The 17,823-nt window shown below is 47.4% G+C and carries 12 protein-coding genes; 4 read left to right on the top strand and 8 right to left on the bottom strand.

Features of this window, described 5'->3' with window-relative positions; genetic code table 11:
• Positions 1–3 precede the first annotated feature (3 nt).
• Together IEX60_RS13220 and IEX60_RS13225 are read left to right on the top strand one after the other, a co-directional pair.
• Positions 4–885 carry an Lcl C-terminal domain-containing protein gene (locus tag IEX60_RS13220; RefSeq protein WP_188751374.1) on the top strand — a complete coding sequence of 294 codons (882 nt, stop codon included), beginning with the start codon at positions 4–6 and terminating at the stop codon, positions 883–885.
• 8 nt (positions 886–893) lie between these two features.
• Positions 894–3,188 carry a GH92 family glycosyl hydrolase gene (locus IEX60_RS13225; protein WP_188751375.1) on the top strand — a complete coding sequence of 765 codons (2,295 nt, stop codon included), beginning with the start codon at positions 894–896 and terminating at the stop codon, positions 3,186–3,188.
• Between the two features lie 24 nt (positions 3,189–3,212).
• Here the strand turns inward: IEX60_RS13225 and hemL are convergent, their stop codons facing one another.
• The 4 genes from hemL to hemA all read right to left on the bottom strand — a co-directional run bounded on the left by hemL (position 3,213) and on the right by hemA (position 8,759).
• The gene (hemL, locus tag IEX60_RS13230; RefSeq protein ID WP_188751376.1) at positions 3,213–4,589 is read right to left on the bottom strand and encodes a glutamate-1-semialdehyde 2,1-aminomutase; all 1,377 of its coding nucleotides are present in this window, start codon (positions 4,587–4,589) and stop codon (positions 3,213–3,215) included.
• 106 nt (positions 4,590–4,695) lie between these two features.
• Positions 4,696–5,667: a porphobilinogen synthase gene (gene hemB, locus IEX60_RS13235; RefSeq protein ID WP_188751377.1), complete on the bottom strand. Its 972-nt coding sequence runs from the start codon at positions 5,665–5,667 to the stop codon at positions 4,696–4,698.
• Between the two features lie 58 nt (positions 5,668–5,725).
• Positions 5,726–7,363, bottom strand: coding sequence for a hydroxymethylbilane synthase (gene hemC / locus IEX60_RS13240; protein ID WP_188751454.1), 1,638 nt, complete (start codon positions 7,361–7,363; stop codon positions 5,726–5,728).
• A 154-nt stretch (positions 7,364–7,517) separates the two neighbouring features.
• Positions 7,518–8,759, bottom strand: a complete 1,242-nt coding sequence (hemA, locus tag IEX60_RS13245) for a glutamyl-tRNA reductase (RefSeq protein ID WP_188751379.1) — start codon at positions 8,757–8,759, stop codon at positions 7,518–7,520.
• A 256-nt stretch (positions 8,760–9,015) separates the two neighbouring features.
• Between hemA and IEX60_RS13250 the strand changes: the two genes are divergently transcribed.
• The gene (locus IEX60_RS13250; RefSeq protein WP_188751381.1) at positions 9,016–10,164 is read left to right on the top strand and encodes an aldose epimerase family protein; all 1,149 of its coding nucleotides are present in this window, start codon (positions 9,016–9,018) and stop codon (positions 10,162–10,164) included.
• 29 nt (positions 10,165–10,193) lie between these two features.
• Here IEX60_RS13250 and IEX60_RS13255 read toward each other — a convergent pair whose 3' ends face one another.
• Positions 10,194–10,526, bottom strand: coding sequence for a hypothetical protein (locus IEX60_RS13255; RefSeq protein WP_188751383.1), 333 nt, complete (start codon positions 10,524–10,526; stop codon positions 10,194–10,196).
• A 33-nt stretch (positions 10,527–10,559) separates the two neighbouring features.
• Here IEX60_RS13255 and IEX60_RS13260 point away from each other — a divergent pair, with 33 nt between their 5' ends.
• The gene (locus IEX60_RS13260; protein WP_188751385.1) at positions 10,560–11,552 is read left to right on the top strand and encodes a hypothetical protein; all 993 of its coding nucleotides are present in this window, start codon (positions 10,560–10,562) and stop codon (positions 11,550–11,552) included.
• A gap of 331 nt (positions 11,553–11,883) precedes the next feature.
• Here the strand turns inward: IEX60_RS13260 and IEX60_RS13265 are convergent, their stop codons facing one another.
• From IEX60_RS13265 to IEX60_RS13275, 3 genes are read right to left on the bottom strand one after another with little or no spacing between them, the layout of a single operon-like run.
• Complete coding sequence (locus tag IEX60_RS13265) at positions 11,884–12,864, bottom strand: sugar phosphate isomerase/epimerase family protein (protein WP_188751387.1); 981 nt, start codon at positions 12,862–12,864, stop codon at positions 11,884–11,886.
• Positions 12,865–12,886: 22 nt separating this feature from the next.
• Positions 12,887–13,585, bottom strand: a complete 699-nt coding sequence (locus tag IEX60_RS13270) for an NUDIX hydrolase (protein ID WP_188751389.1) — start codon at positions 13,583–13,585, stop codon at positions 12,887–12,889.
• Between the two features lie 31 nt (positions 13,586–13,616).
• Positions 13,617–17,702, bottom strand: a complete 4,086-nt coding sequence (locus IEX60_RS13275; RefSeq protein ID WP_188751390.1) for a hybrid sensor histidine kinase/response regulator transcription factor — start codon at positions 17,700–17,702, stop codon at positions 13,617–13,619.
• Positions 17,703–17,823: the final 121 nt, after the last annotated feature.

Raw genomic sequence — 17,823 nt, forward strand, 5'->3', positions numbered from 1 at the left:
TGTATGAACCGGATTTCGATAGGAGCTGTCTGCAGCTACGTATTATTTGTTTTATTATTGGCTGGATGTAAGTCATCGGATATCGGAAACGGCCGGCCGAAGGTTGTTACGGAACCGATCTTGGAAATAGGTGAAGACTTTGCCATCGGTGGTGCATTGATACACCAAGCGGGTGGCGGCGAGATTTTGGCACAGGGCCTATGTTGGGATACCAAACCGAATCCTACGATTAATGCGTTGGGAAAAACCCAGGAATCTTTATCATCCGGGGAATTTTCAAGCACAATGACAGGTCTTTCTGCCGGTACCACCTACTATGTAAGGGCATATGCGACAAACAATACAGGTACAAATTATGGCTATGAATTGAACTTTAAAACAATGAGTAAGCAGACATTTGAAGTAGGTGATGAATATGGAGGGGGCATTGTTTTTTATGTCGATGAAACCGGCATGCATGGATTAATTGCTGCATTTTCGGATATCAATAATGAAGAGCCGGTTTCTTGGAAGATTACTCATAACGAAGAAGAGTTGGCCATTGCCGCATATGAGAGTGGGATAGGCTTGGGGATGAATAATACGCAGCGTATCATTGCTAATCAGGCCCCGCTGGATGATGGTTCAGGCATATATGCCGCTAAACTGTGCAGAGAGTACCAGGGAGGTGGTTACGATGATTGGTACCTTCCTTCAGCGATGGAGCTGGAAGCGTTATTTGCAAACAAGGAAATTGTTGGAGGATTCGTGCCCGAGGAGTATCTTTCTTCGACCGGTAATGAAAATGAATATTGGACATGTGTTACCGTACATTTCGATACAGGCCAGGTTGATTTAGCATTAACTTCGGATATGCAGCGGGTCAGGGCCATACGAGCGTTTTAGGATCGACCATGCACTACCAACTAGTAATCTTTCTGTTGCTGTCCAGTACATTTTGTAGTGGACAAATAGGAAACGATGTAAGCGATACCGGGAAAACACCTGTTGATTACATAAACCCCTTGATAGGCACTGCCTTCGAGGGGTTTTCAGCAGGTTTGGAGGGAGGGGGAGCGGCCCCATTTGTAAACCGGCCTTTTGCGATGACCAATTTCCTTGCGCAGACCAATCAGAATAAGATGGGCCTTATGGCTTATACATATGAACAGGACCGTATCATTGGATTTCTGGCAAGCCACCAGCCTACGGTGTGGATGGGCGACTACGGATACGTGTCGATAATGCCGCAGATCGGGGCGATCGAAGTACTTCCTGAGCGTCGGGGACTTCACTTTCGGCACGAAGATGAGGTGTCCAAACCACATTATTATTCGGTGATTATGCAAAGCGGGACAGAACGCATTCGCGGAGAGATCGCGGGGGCGAGCCGTGCAGCTGAATTCCGTTTCACGTTTCCAGCCAAGACGGTTAGAAGAATTATCATTCAAGGGATAAACGTAGATTCATCGCTGAATGACCCAATCAACGACTATCAAACAAGGTTGAATACGCTGGAAGGATATGTATGGGTTGATCCGGTAAATAGACGTATTGTCGGTTTTAATCCTGATCGCCAATCGGCGCAGCTCGGGCCGCCTCTTGAAAATTTTCGTGGGTATTTTGTCCTCCAGTTCGACCGTGATTTCATGGGCTATGGGACATGGAACTCAGCGGGCATTGTGCCTGGAGGACAGTCGCTTTCCGGAGCGCGAGTTGGGGCGTATGTTGAATTTGGTCCGTCGGCAGGAGATGATGAGCCGGTTTTAGTGAAAATAGGTACGTCGTTTATCAGTGAAGATCAAGCCATATACAATATGAATCATGAGATTCCGGGTTGGGATTTCGAAGGGGTAGTAGCGGATACCTATCAGGCTTGGAAACAGTGTATGGATCGGCTCGTGCTTGGTAACAGCGTGGACGATCGATCTAAAAAGATATTTTACACTGCGCTTTACCGAACATTGCTGTTTCCCAGAGAGTTTTCTGAATATGGACGGTATTATAGTGCTTTTGATGACCGTGTCCATAAGGGAGATTCGTACAACGATTTTTCACTTTGGGATACGTTCCGGGCGCAGCACCCGCTAATTGCTCTTATTCAGCCGGAGCGCGTGAATCCAATGATCAATTCGCTATTGCAGATGTATCAAGAAGGAGGGTGGTTGCCGAAATGGCCGAATCCAACCTATACGAATATTATGATTGGCACGCATGCTGATGCCGTAATCTCCGATGCTTATGTAAAGGGGTTTAGAGGTTATGATATTGAGCTGGCACTAGCGGCAATGATGAAAAATGCCGAAGCCCCTCCCCAAGGTGATACATTGAAAAGATGGAGAGATCGTGAACGGTGGACATCCTACGAAGCAAGGGCAGGACTTACCTACTACTTGGGTCGCGGATTCGTCCCCGCCGATCAGACCGAGGAATCGGTTTCCCGAACCATAGAATTCGGAATCGACGATTGGTGTATCGCACAGGTGGCGAAGGGTCAAGGTCAATCCGTCATGTATGAGCAGCTGATGAAAAGCAGTAGCAATTGGAAGAATCTGTACAACAGAACAACGGGTTTTATTGCACCGCGTAATTCCGACGGAAGTTGGTATCGCGACAAAGACGTTGGTTTCACCGAAGGTTCCAAATGGACGTATCTATTTGGCGCAATGCATGATATTGAGGGCATGATTAATATCATGGGGGGCAGAGATTCGTTCGTTAGCAAACTAGATACGAATTTCCAGCAGCATTTATATCGGCATGATAACGAACCGGGCCACCATTATATCTATTTGTACAATTATGTAGGTCAGCCTTGGAAAACGCAGGAACTCATACGGAAGCACACGTCTGAAGAGAATTTTCGCGACGCTCCCATTGGCATTAACGGCAATGACGATTGCGGCCAAATGTCAGCATGGTATCTCTTCAGTGTAATGGGTTTCTATCCTGTGGTGCCTGCTTCGGGAGAATATGTGTTGGGCGCACCGCAGTTCAGCGATATCACACTACGTCTATCAGAAAATAGGATATTGACAGTTAGGGCGAGGAATCTTTCGGAAGAGAATAAGTATGTGAAGGCCGTTTACCTCAATGGTGAGCGGCTGTCAAACTTTATTGTCAAGCATGCTAAGCTGATGGAAGGAGGTACATTGGAATTTGTTATGACAGATGTACCCACCAATGCATTTCCGGAACTGACCGAATAATCAATAGTCAATCGAATGAATTGGTTATCGATTATGCCTAAACACTTCATCCAAACTCTCAAAAATTGCACGCTTGGCTTTTTCCAATTCAGTTTTGCTATGCGCTGCGGATACAAAGCCTACTTCGTAGCCCGAAGGACCGAGGTAGACCCCCCGATTGAGTAATTCACGGTGGAATACTTTGTAAAGCTCCATGCTGCCGTGATCGATATCTCCTGCAGTACGGATAGTAGTCTGACTGGTAAATGCAAACCAGAAAATGGAGCCCACGTTCACTAAGTTGACTTTGTAATTTTTAGCGGCAGCATAGCGCTGGATAGCTTCTGCAAATTCTGCTGTTTTCTGGTTGAGGTTTTTGTAAAACCCGCTGCTGCGCAGCTCGGTAAGCTGGGCGATTCCCGCGGCCATAGCAACCGGATTGCCCGACAATGTACCTGCCTGATAGACCCCTCCATCCGGAGAGATATGGCTCATCAGCGCTGCCGAGGCGCCATAAGCGCCCACAGGCATACCTCCCCCGATGATCTTACCATAGGTGAGGATGTCGGGTTGGACATCGTAATGGGCAGCTGCCCCCTCAAAGCCCAGCCGGAAGCCGGTAATCACTTCATCAAAAATGAGAAGAGTGCCGTTTTCTTTTGTGATGTTGCGGAGAAAATGAATGTATTCGTGTTCTTGGATGAGCAAGCCGTTATTGGCAGGAATTCCTTCGATGATGACGGCTGCGATCTGTCCCTTGAATTCCGAAAAGGCAGTTTCCACAGCTTCCCGGTCTGCTAAGGGAATCACCAAGGTCTCATCTGCAAACGCCTTCGGCACCCCGGCTGAGGAAGTCTCACCAAAGGTAACCAAACCCGATCCGGCTTTAACCAACAGGGAATCAGAATGACCGTGGTAGCAGCCATCAAATTTGATGATTTTATCACGCCCGGTATAACCACGTGCCAACCGGATCGCAGACATCACCGCCTCCGTGCCCGAACTGACGAAGCGGAGTTTCTCGATGTACCGATTGTGCTTGAGGATCAGCTCAGCCAATTCATTTTCCAATGCCGTAGGCGCACCAAAACTTAGACCTTTTTCCAACGTCTTGGTTACTTTTTCCCGTATTTTAGGGTGGTTGTGACCCAGGATCAGCGGCCCCCAGGAGCAACAGAAGTCGGTGAATTGATTTCCATCTGCATCCCACAGAAAGCAGCCGTCGCCCCGTTCGATGAACAACGGGGTACCGTGTACGGATTTAAATGCCCTAACCGGCGAGTTTACACCCCCCGGGAAATATTGTTTTGCTTTTTCGTAGAGTTCAGCAGACTTTTCCCTCGAAATATCACCCTTTTTTCCCGATCCAGCAGCACGCTGTTCATCATTGCCGGTAAAAGCTTTTTTTAACGCATCTAACATGCTTCGTAACGCTAAAAACTAAATTCTAATATACTTATCATCAATGTCTCGTACTTCGTATCTCGTACTTCGTACCTTATACCTCGTACCTTATACCTCGTACTTCCTACAACCATCCCTTTTCCAATACTTCTTTGGCGTGGTAGGTAAGAATCGCCGTAGCACCAGCCCGCCGTATTCCCAGCAGGACTTCCATCGTGGCGCGCTGCTCATCCAACCAGCCATTACGGGCCGATGCTTTGATCATGGCGTATTCCCCACTTACGTTATAGGCTGCGATAGGCAGGTCAACTTGATCGTGCAGGAGATTGATGACATCCAGATACGGCAATGCGGGTTTCACCATCAGGAAATCCGCTCCTTCCTGTGTGTCCAGTGCTGCTTCAACCAATGCCTCGCGTTGGTTTGCCGGATTCATCTGGTATGTCTTTTTGTCGCCGTGTTTCGGAGCCGAATTGAGTGCATCGCGGAATGGGCCATAGAATGCACTTGCGTATTTCGCTGTATAGGACATGAGTGATACATGGGAGAACCCCGCTTGGTCCAGCTCCCCACGTATATAGCCGATCCGTCCGTCCATCATGTCGGAAGGTGCAATGATGTCCGCGCCGGCCTGGGCGTGAGCTACCGCCATTTTGCCTAAGATTTCGAGTGTTTCGTCATTGAGGATTTCGCCGTTTTCAACAATGCCATCGTGGCCGTCGCTGCTATATGGGTCCATTGCGACGTCGGTAACTACACACGCCTCGGGGAAATTTTTTTTCACTTCGGCAATCGTACGAAGGTACAAGCTGTTTTCCCGCGTTGCTTCGGTAGCGTATTTATCTTTTAGGGCTTCTTCAATGTTGGGGAACAGGTCAAAAGCACGGAGCCCCAGCTTCATGCATGTTTCCACCTCACGGAGCAAGTTGTCAAGTGAGTAGCGGAAAATACCCGGCATTGAACTCACTTCCGACTTTATGTGATTACCTTCAATGACAAACAGGGGGAAAATCAGGTTGGCAGCGGTCAGGTGTGTCTCCTGTACCATATCACGTACTACCGCAGATTTGCGGTTCCTTCTGGGTCTTCTTAGCATCTGTTAACAATAAAAATCTGTGCGTATCCGCTGCATTCGTTTCATCGGTTTCCCTCCTTCAATAATCCAGTCCGAACACAGCTTCTGCTAACCCGATTTCATCCGGTGAATAAGGAAGCGTATAAGACAGGCCCAATTCTTCGATTTTCCTGGCAGTGGAACGACCGATACAGATGATTTTCTGACCGGGATCAACTAAGTTGTCGGCAAAATAGGCCTCTACATTAGAAGGACTGGTGAAAATCAGCACGTCCGCATTGGATTTGGAAACGTTCGTATCGACTTGGGTTTGATAAACCGGGAGATTAATCACCTTGGTGTCGGCCGTCAGTGATTGTTGGATGGTCTCCAATGAATCTTTTGCCCGTGGAATCAAGACTGTGGTTCCGGCTGCAATGTTTGCAAATTCAGCCGCGATTTGCTCCATGTTAATGCCCAACCGCTCACCAGAAAAATCAGGCGCATGGCCAAACTGGCGCAACATTTCCTCGGAGCCTCTGCCAATCACGGCAAATTTTGTCCGCTTACTCAGCCTGGGTTCCAGACGGAAGAAGTTTTCTATGCCGTTTTTGCTGCCAAAAAATATCCAGTCGACGTATTTGAGGATATAAGGATCCAGTTTATTGATGATGGGGAATATCCGGATCAGGGAACGGCCTTCCACCGCAATGCCGCGGGCGGTCATTGCGCGGTAAAAATAGTTCGACTCGCTGACATCCCGTGTGATAAAAACGTTAGAAGGCAGTTTGCGGTTTTTATCGAACTTATTAGCGATCCGTTCGGCCAGCCCATCGGTGCTTTCTGCGGATAGGTATAGCCGGTCTGGAAATTCTTCGTCGCTGTCGGCTTTGGATGTCCATACCTCGTATTTGCCATCTTGTTTGCGACAGTAACAGCCCAGTGGAGCATGGCAGCCGGCGTCAAACCGATTTAGGACCTCGCGCTCCACGGCAATGGTTTCTGCTACCCCGGCGTCATTGATCAATTGCAGGACATCGTACAAATCTTTGTTGCTTTCTTTGATCTGTATCGCTAGCACACCTTGAGCCGGTGCAGGGATGATCTCGACCGGGGGGAGTTCTTCTACATGGAAATCACTGAGATCTACCCCGACCCGGGTGATCCCAGCCTTGGCCAGCATAATGGCATCAAAATTCTCATTCCGGAGTTTTTCGATGCGTGTTAATACATTGCCACGCAGGTCATCGAATTCAAGATCCGGCCGCATGGCTAGCAGCTGTGCCTTTCTGCGATTGGATGACGTACCTACCGTTGCATTGTGTTTCAGTGTAAGCCTTTTTTTGAGATCAACGCAATCGGTATGGACAATGAGTAATTCGGAAGGATCTTCACGGGAAGTCACGGCGGCAATGATCAATCCTTCCGGCTGTACCGTTGGTAGGTCCTTGTGCGAATGTACGGCAATATCGATCCCCCCGGTTAGCAGCTCCTCTTCCAATTCTTTCGTGAAAAAGCCTTTACCCTCTAATTTGTCCAAACGCAAATGCTGTACAATATCTCCCTGGGTTTTGATAACCTTCAGTTCAGCCTGGATGCCAATATCCGCCAGTTTACTTTTTACATAATTGGCCTGCCACAAAGCAAGTTCGCTGCCCCGTGTACCGATAATTAGTACACGGTCTACTGTTTTTGTGCGCTTTTTGGCGATTTCCGTCAAGGGTTCCTCAATTAGCATAGACAAACTTAGATAAATTATTGATATGGATCAATACACTTTTGGTATCCATAAGACCACTCCGCTAAGTTAGCTTTTCTATGCAATTTTATTGGTTTGCATACAAAAGGAATTGAAAAATTCATGAAGAACAATGGAAAATTAGCGGAAAATTTTAATTGAGATCGGAGCTATTGGTTTTGACCAGAATATCCTTGGCCATCACCATGGGCACCTTGATGTATTTTTTTTCCATATAGTCAATTACCTTCTCGAGCACCATTCTTGAATTTGCATCCAACGCATTTACTTCCGTGGCGAAGACTTCGTTGAGCGCGAATGAGCGTATTTCTTTTACCTTTTCAGGGACTTCACGCATAGCCAACTCTACGCGCCGCTGTTTGAGTATGGGAAGGAACTCACGGATATTGTCGGCGATGATCCGCTCTGCATGGGCAAGCTCATCATAGCGTTGCTGCAGGTTTTTGGAAGCAATGGCCTGTAGGCCGCTTACTTCTATGTAGTGTATGGGGTGGTGCTGCAGTACTTCAGCGTGTACATCATTGGGAATGGCAAGATCCACAATCACCTTTTTATCGGTCTCCCCATTGAGCAACGATTGATACAACTCCGTGTCCACAATTGCTTCGGGGGCTCCGGTGCAGGTAATCAGAATGTCAAACCCTCCTTTGTATCGGGGCAGTTCACTCAGCGGATAGGCTTGGGCATTCAGCTCCTTACTCAAAGCCCGGGCGTTTTCCAGTGTCCGATTGAATATGGTAAAATTGGAAAAACGGTGTTTCTGCAAATACTTAGCAAAGTTCTGGTTGGTTTCTCCGGCTCCGATGATGAGAATACGGGGGTTTTCATGCAATTTAATTTCCCGCAATTTTCGGTAAGCCAGTGAAACAACAGAAACCGGATTACGGGAGATGTGCGTATGCGTATATACTTCTTTGGCGGTTTTGACCAATCGATCCATTACCAACCGCAAAAAATCTCCGGTAAATCCGCTCACACGGCAGCGTTCGTAAGCCTTACGGACCTGGGCAAGGATTTCTTTTTCGCCAACAACCAGGCTTTCCAAGGAGCAGGACATCCGTAATAAATGATTCAGTGCATCCATACCCTCGTAGGTAGTTACCTGACCGAGGAAGCACTCCAACCGTTCAGAAGGTACACAGAAATTCAGCTTATGCATAAATTCCTTGATGAACTCTGGCTTCAGCTCATGTGCCCCATAAAACACAAATTCCACACGGTTACACGTGCCGACATAAAAAATTTCGGGAATATCAAAGCTGTGTTTAAGATTGATTAACCGGCTTTCCAGCTCCTCATTACAGATAACCAGATTACCTAAATCTTTCAAATCCACATGTTTGTGGGTGAATGCTATGACTTTGAGATTCTTCAAGGCTGTCTATACTCCACTAATTTTCGGAAACAAAAGTACAACATCTCTGTGCAGAGGTCTGTCAGAAATGTGTAAAACACAGATATTTAGAATGTTTATAAATTAGACTGCAATTCTTGTTGTTTCCACCTGTTTTATATCACGATTTTACTGTTATCTTTGCCAGGGGATGATCCCTGCTTTTACAAACCTTGGGTATTGAACCATTACGAAACCTACGCGATGAAGCGTAGGTTCCACGAGACAGTTTAAGAACATGAAACATAACGCAAGCAAGTCATTGGCCTTTGTTGCCGCAATCGTAGGAATGTCAGCCTGTAATCCACCACAGGAACAATCGGCCCATCAAGCTTCAACGGCTGAATTGACCGTATCGCCCGCCGATTTTGAGGCGGAGATTAACGGAGATTCGGTGCATTTATACACCCTTACAAACGGTAAGGCGACAGCGGCTATTACCAATTACGGTGCGCGTGTTATCAGTCTCCATGTACCTGATAAAAGTGGAAATTTGGTAGATGTGGTGCTGGGTTATAAAGATTTGGCTTCTTACCGGAAACCGGGCGAAGGATTTTATGGAGCTGTTGTGGGCAGGTATGGCAACCGTATTGCCAAAGGACGGTTTGAGTTGGACGGCCAAAGTTATCAATTGGAACTCAACGACGGGCCCAATACACTGCATGGAGGCACCAATGGGTTTTTCGGGAAGGTGTGGGAAGTAAAACATGTGACCGATAGCAGCCTGGAGCTGCAATATATATCGCCCGACGGTGATGCGGGGTATCCCGGCAAGCTAGATGCAACCGTCATCTATACGCTTACTTCGGATAATGGTTTGGATATCACATACCGAGCCAGTACCGACAAACCGACGGTAGTTAACCTTACCAACCACGCATATTTCAATCTCAGTGGCGAAGGCGACAGTACCATTTTGGATCACCTGCTTACCATTCGCGCAGACGGGTATACACCCGTGGATGAAACCCTTATACCGACGGGAGAGATTGCTCCGGTTGAAAATACACCCTTCGATTTCCGTCAGCCTACGGCTATCGGAAAACGTATCGATACCGCGGACGCGCAGTTGTTGCTCGGAAAAGGGTATGACCACAATTTTGTGCTTAAGAAAGATCCGGGCCTGCAACTTGTTGCAACCGTTGAAAGTCCCAAAACGGGTATTGTAATGGATATTTTGACCGAAGAACCGGGCCTGCAGTTTTACAGCGGCAATTTCATGGACAAGGTTCAGAATGCGAAAGGCGGAAAAACTTATGGTTACCGTTCGGCATTCTGCCTCGAAACGCAGCATTTTCCGGATGCACCGAACCAGCCGGATTTTCCATCAACGGTGCTCGAACCCAAGGCAGAATACCATACGCGGACCGTATATCGGTTTAGATAGGACGGACTATCTTTTTGCCGCTTTTTTCTTCAGTTTTTCGATGTCCCGTTTGATGACTTTGGCAGGGGCTTTTTCCAATACCGCCAATCATCACTTTTTACAACGGGCTCAAGGCCATCTTCAACTCCCCGTGTGGCCATTTCATCGGTCACATGAAAGGCATCGAGAACGATTGTCGGATAGAAATCCTTGTTGGTTGTTTGCAGCCGTTGCTGAAGCCAGTTTAGAGAAAAGTATCGCAAACTAAGTACGATGAGGATGATGAAGTTTTTTGGCAGTTGCTTGCTGCAAGTCCAGCTGATTTCCCGCGATGCACGTTCCTCTGCCGAAAAATCGAAACCGGCACGGTCGATGATCTGCACACATTTTTATATATTTGGGATAATACCCACATTATGAAAAGAATAGTAATCTTTTTGGGGGCGATGGTATGGATCGTGACCGCTCCGGCCCAAGTGGCTGATAAGCCACTGCCCCACAGCCTGACGCTGGCGGTAAAAGGCGTGTTGGAAAAGCGGCTATCCGGATCGGATATACGCGGAAGAACGGATAGCTTTTTGATAAGTAAGGATTCATTATCAAGGTTATACACTTTCAATAGCGATGTAAATGAGTTGCTGCCACCGATGACCCTGAGCGAGCTGAACAGTGAGTTGAATGTATTGTTAACGGAACAAACGGATGAAGGACTGGCAGGGGAAGTATTTTTCGATACCCACTTGGACAGTGTGGTGGTACGTGTGCAGCCGGCCGCGAATACGGACAATATTTTTGTGTCGGGATCCCGGATACCTGAACCGGGCGACGGAATGGAAAGCTTTTCTAAAAGATTGCATGACTATTTACGGGGTGAAATAGCGGCGGGTCGTATTTCGCAGAAAACGTTTGCCGATATCCGTCACATCGGGGTTTTGGTAACCAATTTTGGTTATTCGGTGAAGGGGCCGAAAAGTGAACGGTTGGGGAGTATATTGGATAGCTTTTGGGTGGCAGAGAGCCGATCGCGGAATTGGACGATGGGAATATGGAGCGGGTATACAGCGGATGTAAAGGTCGATGTGAACGTTTTCCCCGAATACCTGAGCGGAAAATCTCCGTGGCCGGAACCACCTACTGAGTGGGCGGTGACGCACGTTATTGCATCGTTTAAAAATGGAAGGCAGCAGGATCCGTATATCTATTGTACGGAAAGATATGCGTCTGCATTTAAACCCTATACCATGGTGTCCATGGTATATGATCCGATGCTGCAAACCTATCGGATGCCCTGCATACACGCCGGTAGTGTGGAGAAATGTCAGCGCTTGGTGGAGGATGTAAAGCGACAGGTGAAGAACACGCCGGATGGGTATGAGAAGACTGGGCGTATCTACTTTTACCGGGAATAACCAAAAAAAATAAAAACCACCCTTTTTGGGTAGGTACATTCCAGATGGGAATATTTTTCTTTGTGTCAACATCTATTAAGTTAAGTTGATGATTGCCTTGCATCAGAAAATACAAAATCTGATTGTAAAAGTGCGCCCATATTCGGATGATTTAGAAGCTTAGGTGCCTTCGTCATCCGGGTTTTCTGTATTGCGAATCTATTAATTGTGGGCTGACCTAAACCCTGGCCAAGGAACCTTGGTCAATATTGAGAACGGTAGTGATCGGCTGAAAGGCCGATCCTGCCGATTTTTTTGTATTAGATAGGAGCGCGCTACCGATTTGGCAGGATTACTTTAGTAATTCAGTCTTTACGTAGTTATAGCTCTTTGCAATGCTTTCGTAAGGATCAATGGTAATGACATCCTGCTCCACGAAGGCATATTGTAAACCGGCGGTGTCTTTTTCAGCCATGATTTTTTTGAAATCAATGCTTCCCGTGCCAACTTCGGCATATGAGATTGCTGAGACAATTTCCATTACTGGCTTTTCGTCATAATCCGGTCCTGTTACCTTAGTTGTATTGGACTTGTCCATGTCTTTGATGTGCCACAACGGGAAACGGCCGGGATGTGTTTCAAAATAGGCAGCGCTGTCGGTACCGGATTTTTCGCTCCAAAACAGATCCAACTCAAAGGCCACCAAATCTTTATCGGTATGGTTAATTAAAATATCCAGTCCTTTATTGCCGTCAGTCAGGGTGCGAAATTCCCAAAAATGATTGTGATAGCCGATTTTCAACCCCGATTTAGCAGCAAGTGCACCACCTTTGTTGAGTTGATCGGCCATAAATTGATAGTTATCAGCCGTCATTTTGTCAATCAGCAACAAGGGCGGTATGGGAGCGATTACATAGGTTTGTCCTAACTCCGCGGCAATATCGAGGTAAGCTTTTAGCGCCTCTTCATTGCCATCACCGGATGTGAGAAATTCGGATAGATCGTAGTGACCGCTGTAAGATTTTAATCCGTTTTCCTGCAACAGCGCCGATAAGTCACGAACTCCGAGCCCCCAAAATTGGATTTGACCGCTAGCATCGGCTTCTGCGCCGAATGTTTCCACGTGGTTGTACCCAATTTCGGCAACACGTGCAAGTGTGGAAGCAGCATCATCGGCCAATTGATCGCGTAAAGTATATAGTTGTAAGCCGACTTCTGTCAATGTCGTTTTAGGGGATTGTGCCGAATTGCAGGAAAGAAAAGACGGGGTAACATAAGCCGCAGCGACACCCAGCCCTGCTTGCTTTAAAAACGTGCGCCTATTGAAATTCATATCGAAGGTTGTTATGTGTGACTTAATATGCTGGATTGGATATGAAATTAAGAAATTTGGTGAACTTTTCCTTATACGTAGCTTTATCCAGCTTATAGTAAAAAGCTCCTTTTTTTGAGTTTTCTTTGTCTTTGTCGGATTGTTTGATGAGCAGGCCCGTAGACCTTAATTTGCGGGTAAAATTGCGCTTGTCAAATTCAACGTCATATACCTGCTCATAGAGCGTCATAATTTGAGGGATGGTGAATTTTTCAGGAAGGAGTTCAAATAATATGGGATGCAGGGCAGCCTTATAACGTAGTTTCTGTTTGGCCTGTTCTACCATTTTGCCGTGGTCAAAGATCAGCCGGGGTATTCGGTCTAAGGGAAACCACTCTGCGCGATACTCATCGTTCAGTTGCTTTTCGTACTTTTTGATGTCAATTAATGCAAAATAGGTGATGCTGATGGTCCGTTCTATGGGATCACGGTTAGGCTCTCCGAAGACCGATAACTGTTCCATGTAAACATTTTTCAGTCCGGTAAGCTGATTAAGTACCCTGGATGCAGCTTCTTCCGGTTTTTCATTTGGTTGGACGAAACCGCCCATCAGGCTCCATTTGTTTTTTTCTGGCTCAAACCCTCTTTTTATCAGCAATAGTTTTAGATCGTAGCCATCAAATCCAAAAATAATGCAGTCTACGGCAACTAAGATGGGAGACTGTTTCGCATACTTATTCATCGGAGGTAAATCTACAAATGTATTCCAAGTTTCAAGTGTTTGCAAATGAGTTTTTTGTTTTCAGCGGTTCTGCCAGGGGATTTTTTTTCGTTTTGCCATACTTTCGTTTGTAATCTGAAGGTTTCATTCCGAAAAGCTTGGAGAACTGCTCACGGAAATATTTGATATCGTTAAATCCGGCTGCGAATGCAGCTTCCCTGATGGTACAACCCGACTCGACAAGTAACTTGGCAACGGTGCGCAACCGGATGAAGCGGATGAATTCATTGGCGGATTTGCCGGATATCGATTTGATGCGTTTGTAAAGGTTTGAATGGCTCATCCCGATTTCTTCTGCGAGAGACTTAACCGTGAAATCGGTATTGTCCAGCTGGCGCTCAACAATGGAAATGCAACGTTGAAGAAAATCACTGTACTCTTTGGATATGTTGTGCGGATTGCTTTGCAAGGTTATTTCATTGTAGAAATAAGCCTGCAACTGGCTTCGGCTAGTTAAGAGGTTGGCAACCCTGGCTATCAGAAGCGTATTGTCAAAAGGTTTCGTAATGTAATCGTCGGCACCTCCTTCGATTCCCTTTAACTTAACGTCTTTTGAGGTGCTTGCTGTGAGGAGTATGAGGGGGATATGGCTAAGAGCGGGGTCTTGCTTGATGCAGGTGCATAGATCGATGCCAGACATACCGTCCATAACAACATCACTGATCACAATATCCGGTTCATGCTTTTTGATAAATTCCAGTGCTTCTCTTCCATTTCCCACGGTATACACCGAAAAATCCTTTTTGAAAATCTTCGCAATGTATTGCCTGATCTGTAGGTTGTCGTCAGCTACCAGCATGACCGGCTGCTCATCCGGTAAGGGGGCATAATCCGGTGAATTTGTGGCGGGACTGTCTGCTTCGTCCATTTTTTGGGGAGGCTCCTCGGTTAATTCTTCCAGAAACATGGAATGCTCACCCAGGTCTTCTAATAGGAGGTGCCCCTTAAAATGCTCCTTGCCTTTCAATAGACGGAGTGTAAACTCGCTGCCCCTGTTTTCCCTGCTTACATAGGAAACGGTACCGTGATGCGACTTTACGAATTTTTTCACGAGGAATAGCCCGATTCCAAAGCCGGAAACCGATTGTTTATTTCCCAGCCGGTCGCGGTAAAAACGATCAAACAGGGCATCACCGATTTGCGGCGGTACACCACAGCCGGTATCCGATACGGTAATTTCGATATAATGATCCCGCTCGAGGAGCTTCACCGTTACTGTACCTTGTTCCGGAGTGAATTTGATGGCATTGCTGATCAGGTTAAAGAGACATATCTCCAGCTTTTCACGGTCGCCGAACAGGTAAACGTTTTCAGCGGCGCAGTGAAACCGGTAATCCAGCGATCGGGAGTCTGCGTGTTGCTTGAAGCACAGAAAGACTTCATGGACAAGGTGTTTTAGGTCAAGCTTAACCAAGCGTAGGTCGTCCGATTGACTTTCAGCCTTTTGGAACAGCAACAGCTTATCTACCAAGCTCAGAAGCCGCTTGGCGTTGCGGTACACCAACGTCAGACCTTCGATATCCACCGCTTTGTTATTTCCATATAAGATATCCTTCACCGGATTTACAATCAAGGACAACGGTGTGCGGAACTCGTGCGCGATGTGTGTGAAGAAGGCGAGCTTCTGCTCACTGAGTTCGCGCTCCTTGGCAACCTCCATCCGGGACCATTCGACCTGGTACGTCAACCGGGTTTGCCGCCGGTCGTAGACGATATATGCATAGACGGCGGAAAGCCCGAGCAGTGCGTATAATCCATACGCCCAATAGGTACGCCACCAGGGTGGCAGCACTTCGATGGCTAAAACCCGCTCTTCGCTGTTCCACACTCCATTGGCGTCCGTAGACCGGATCCGCAGGCGGTAGCTGCCTTCCCGCAGATTAGAATAGTAGGCGTTGCGCTGGCGTTCAACGTGGTTCCAGTCTTTGTCCCATCCTTCTAAGTAAAATGCGTAGTTGATTTTATCGGGGAAGGAATATTCGAGGGCCGCAAATCCAACCGAAAGGGAAGCATCGTCGTAAGGTAAGACCAGTTTTTCCACCGCGGCGGCGGTTGTCGGTGTCGCCGAAACGCTGTAATCGTGGAGTGGCTTGGTCCCTGCCCGGATGTCTGTGATGACGATTTTCGGGGCAAGTGGTTCGATAACGACACTATCGGGATAAAAAATGTTAAACCCGTCAATTCCCCCGAACACGAGCTCCCCCGATTGCAATTCCAATGCTGCGTTGTAGCTGAACTGGTTGCTTTGCAGACCGTCCGACTCGTAAAAATTCTGGAACCGGCCTTCGGCGGGCGAAAATTTTGCAATACCATTGTAGGTAGAGAGCCATAGATTTCCGTGATGGTCATCTGCCAGTTGCAGTACCACGTTGCTGGGCAAGCCTTCGGATTCGGTATAGCGCTTGAAATCACCTGTGTTTTTGTTGAACAGTAACAATCCGCCACCTTCGGTACCTATCCAAAGCTGTTGCTGATCGTTTCTCCGGATGCAGCGTACCGGATTTCCCATTGGGTAACGCGTAGCACGTCCTCGTGCGAGGTCCAAGTGGATAAGTTCGGCATAGCTGCCTACCCAAAAGGTATCATCGGCATCCTCGATGAGGCAGAGTGCGTTGGTTATTCCTGCATTAACGGGTTCGAACCTGCCGTGTTCGCGGTTCAATACGAATAATCCGCCCCCATCCAATGTAGCAGCCCAGATCCGCCCTTTGCTGTCTTCCAATAGCTGCCAGATATTGGGGTATTCACTCCCTTTCTGGGGGTGGAAGCAGGGATACGGAATGAATCGCCGGTTTTTCGCATCCCATCGGTTGATTCCCCCTCCGTACGTACCCACCCAAAGCTGCCCCTGTTGGTCCTGCAGGACACTGGTCACGAAATTGCTGGTGAGGGTGCCGGGAACCCCCGGTTGATGCTCGAAAAAATGAAACCGATTCGTACGCCGATCCCACCTCGACAGGCCGCTGCCATCGGTTCCGATCCATAAGGAATGGTCTTTCCCCTCGGCAAAAGAAAGAATGAAGTTTTTTGAGCTAGTTTTCCCTTCGGGGGTATGGTGCCGGATTATCCCGAATTTCTGCGCCTGCGGATCAATGATATTGACCCCGCCCCGGAGGGTACCAATCCATTGGCGGGATTGATGATCTTCATAAACTGCAAAAACGGCCTTACTGGAAAGGGGACCGCCATCATCGTGCCCAAGCAAATACCTGAACCGTTGCCTTGTTAGGTCGATGATGGTAATTCCTCCGCCATCTGTACACACCCACATTTCATTTTCCTTCGTTTTATGCAGCGCTGTGACACGGTTGTGGGATAATCCGGTTTGTTCAGTGTAATGTGTGAGCTGCTCCGATACAGGGTTGTAGCGGAATAAGCCTTGTTCGGTACCCACCCAGATATCGCCGCTTGCCGAGGCCTGTATGCACCGTGCCGACTGCACCACATCGGTTTTTACACGGACTACTCTATTTTTTTTATCATAATAACAAATGCCGACATCTTTAACGACCAGCCACAGGCGATTTCTGAAATCTGTCTCCACTCCCCGTACGTGATAATTGGTTGTGCGGTGTCCGGGAAGGGCCAACGGGATGGAAGTTCCGATGGGATCGGCTCCTGAATAGGCCTCGATAGCCAGCAGCCCGCGTTTTTCACTTGCGGCAAAGAGGGAGCCTTCTGCATCGATCGCCAAGCCATTTATGGCAAAGTCAATTGACCGCGTTCCAGCTTTGTCCTGATGGAGGCGCAGGTGCCTGAAAGTCTGATCGTTATAATCAAGCACCGCTGCGCCGATTTTGGTCGCTACCCAGATCCTTCCGGTTGTATCCTCCATAATATCGGTGATCCGGTTGTCAGGAAGAGAAGTCTCCTGTCCCGGACGGTTCCGATACGTTTTGAATTGGTAACCATCGTAACGGTTTAATCCGTCAAATGTGCCAAACCACATAAAGCCCATCCGATCCTGATAGATATCAGTGACGTAATTGTTAGATAGCCCTTGTTCAATACCCAGATATTTTACCTGACCGTTAATTGTTGACGAGACGTTTAAATAGGTACAAGTCCACAAAATCATCAGAATCACGTTCTTTTTTATCATAATCGATCACGAGTGATGATATAATTGGAATCATAAATATCGAAAAACAAAATCGTTTCACCAAACTTTGCATGCATTTGTTCGGATTAAGAATTTG

This window comes from Parapedobacter defluvii (genome assembly GCF_014642075.1).
Classification (GTDB): Bacteria; Bacteroidota; Bacteroidia; order Sphingobacteriales; family Sphingobacteriaceae; genus Parapedobacter; species Parapedobacter defluvii.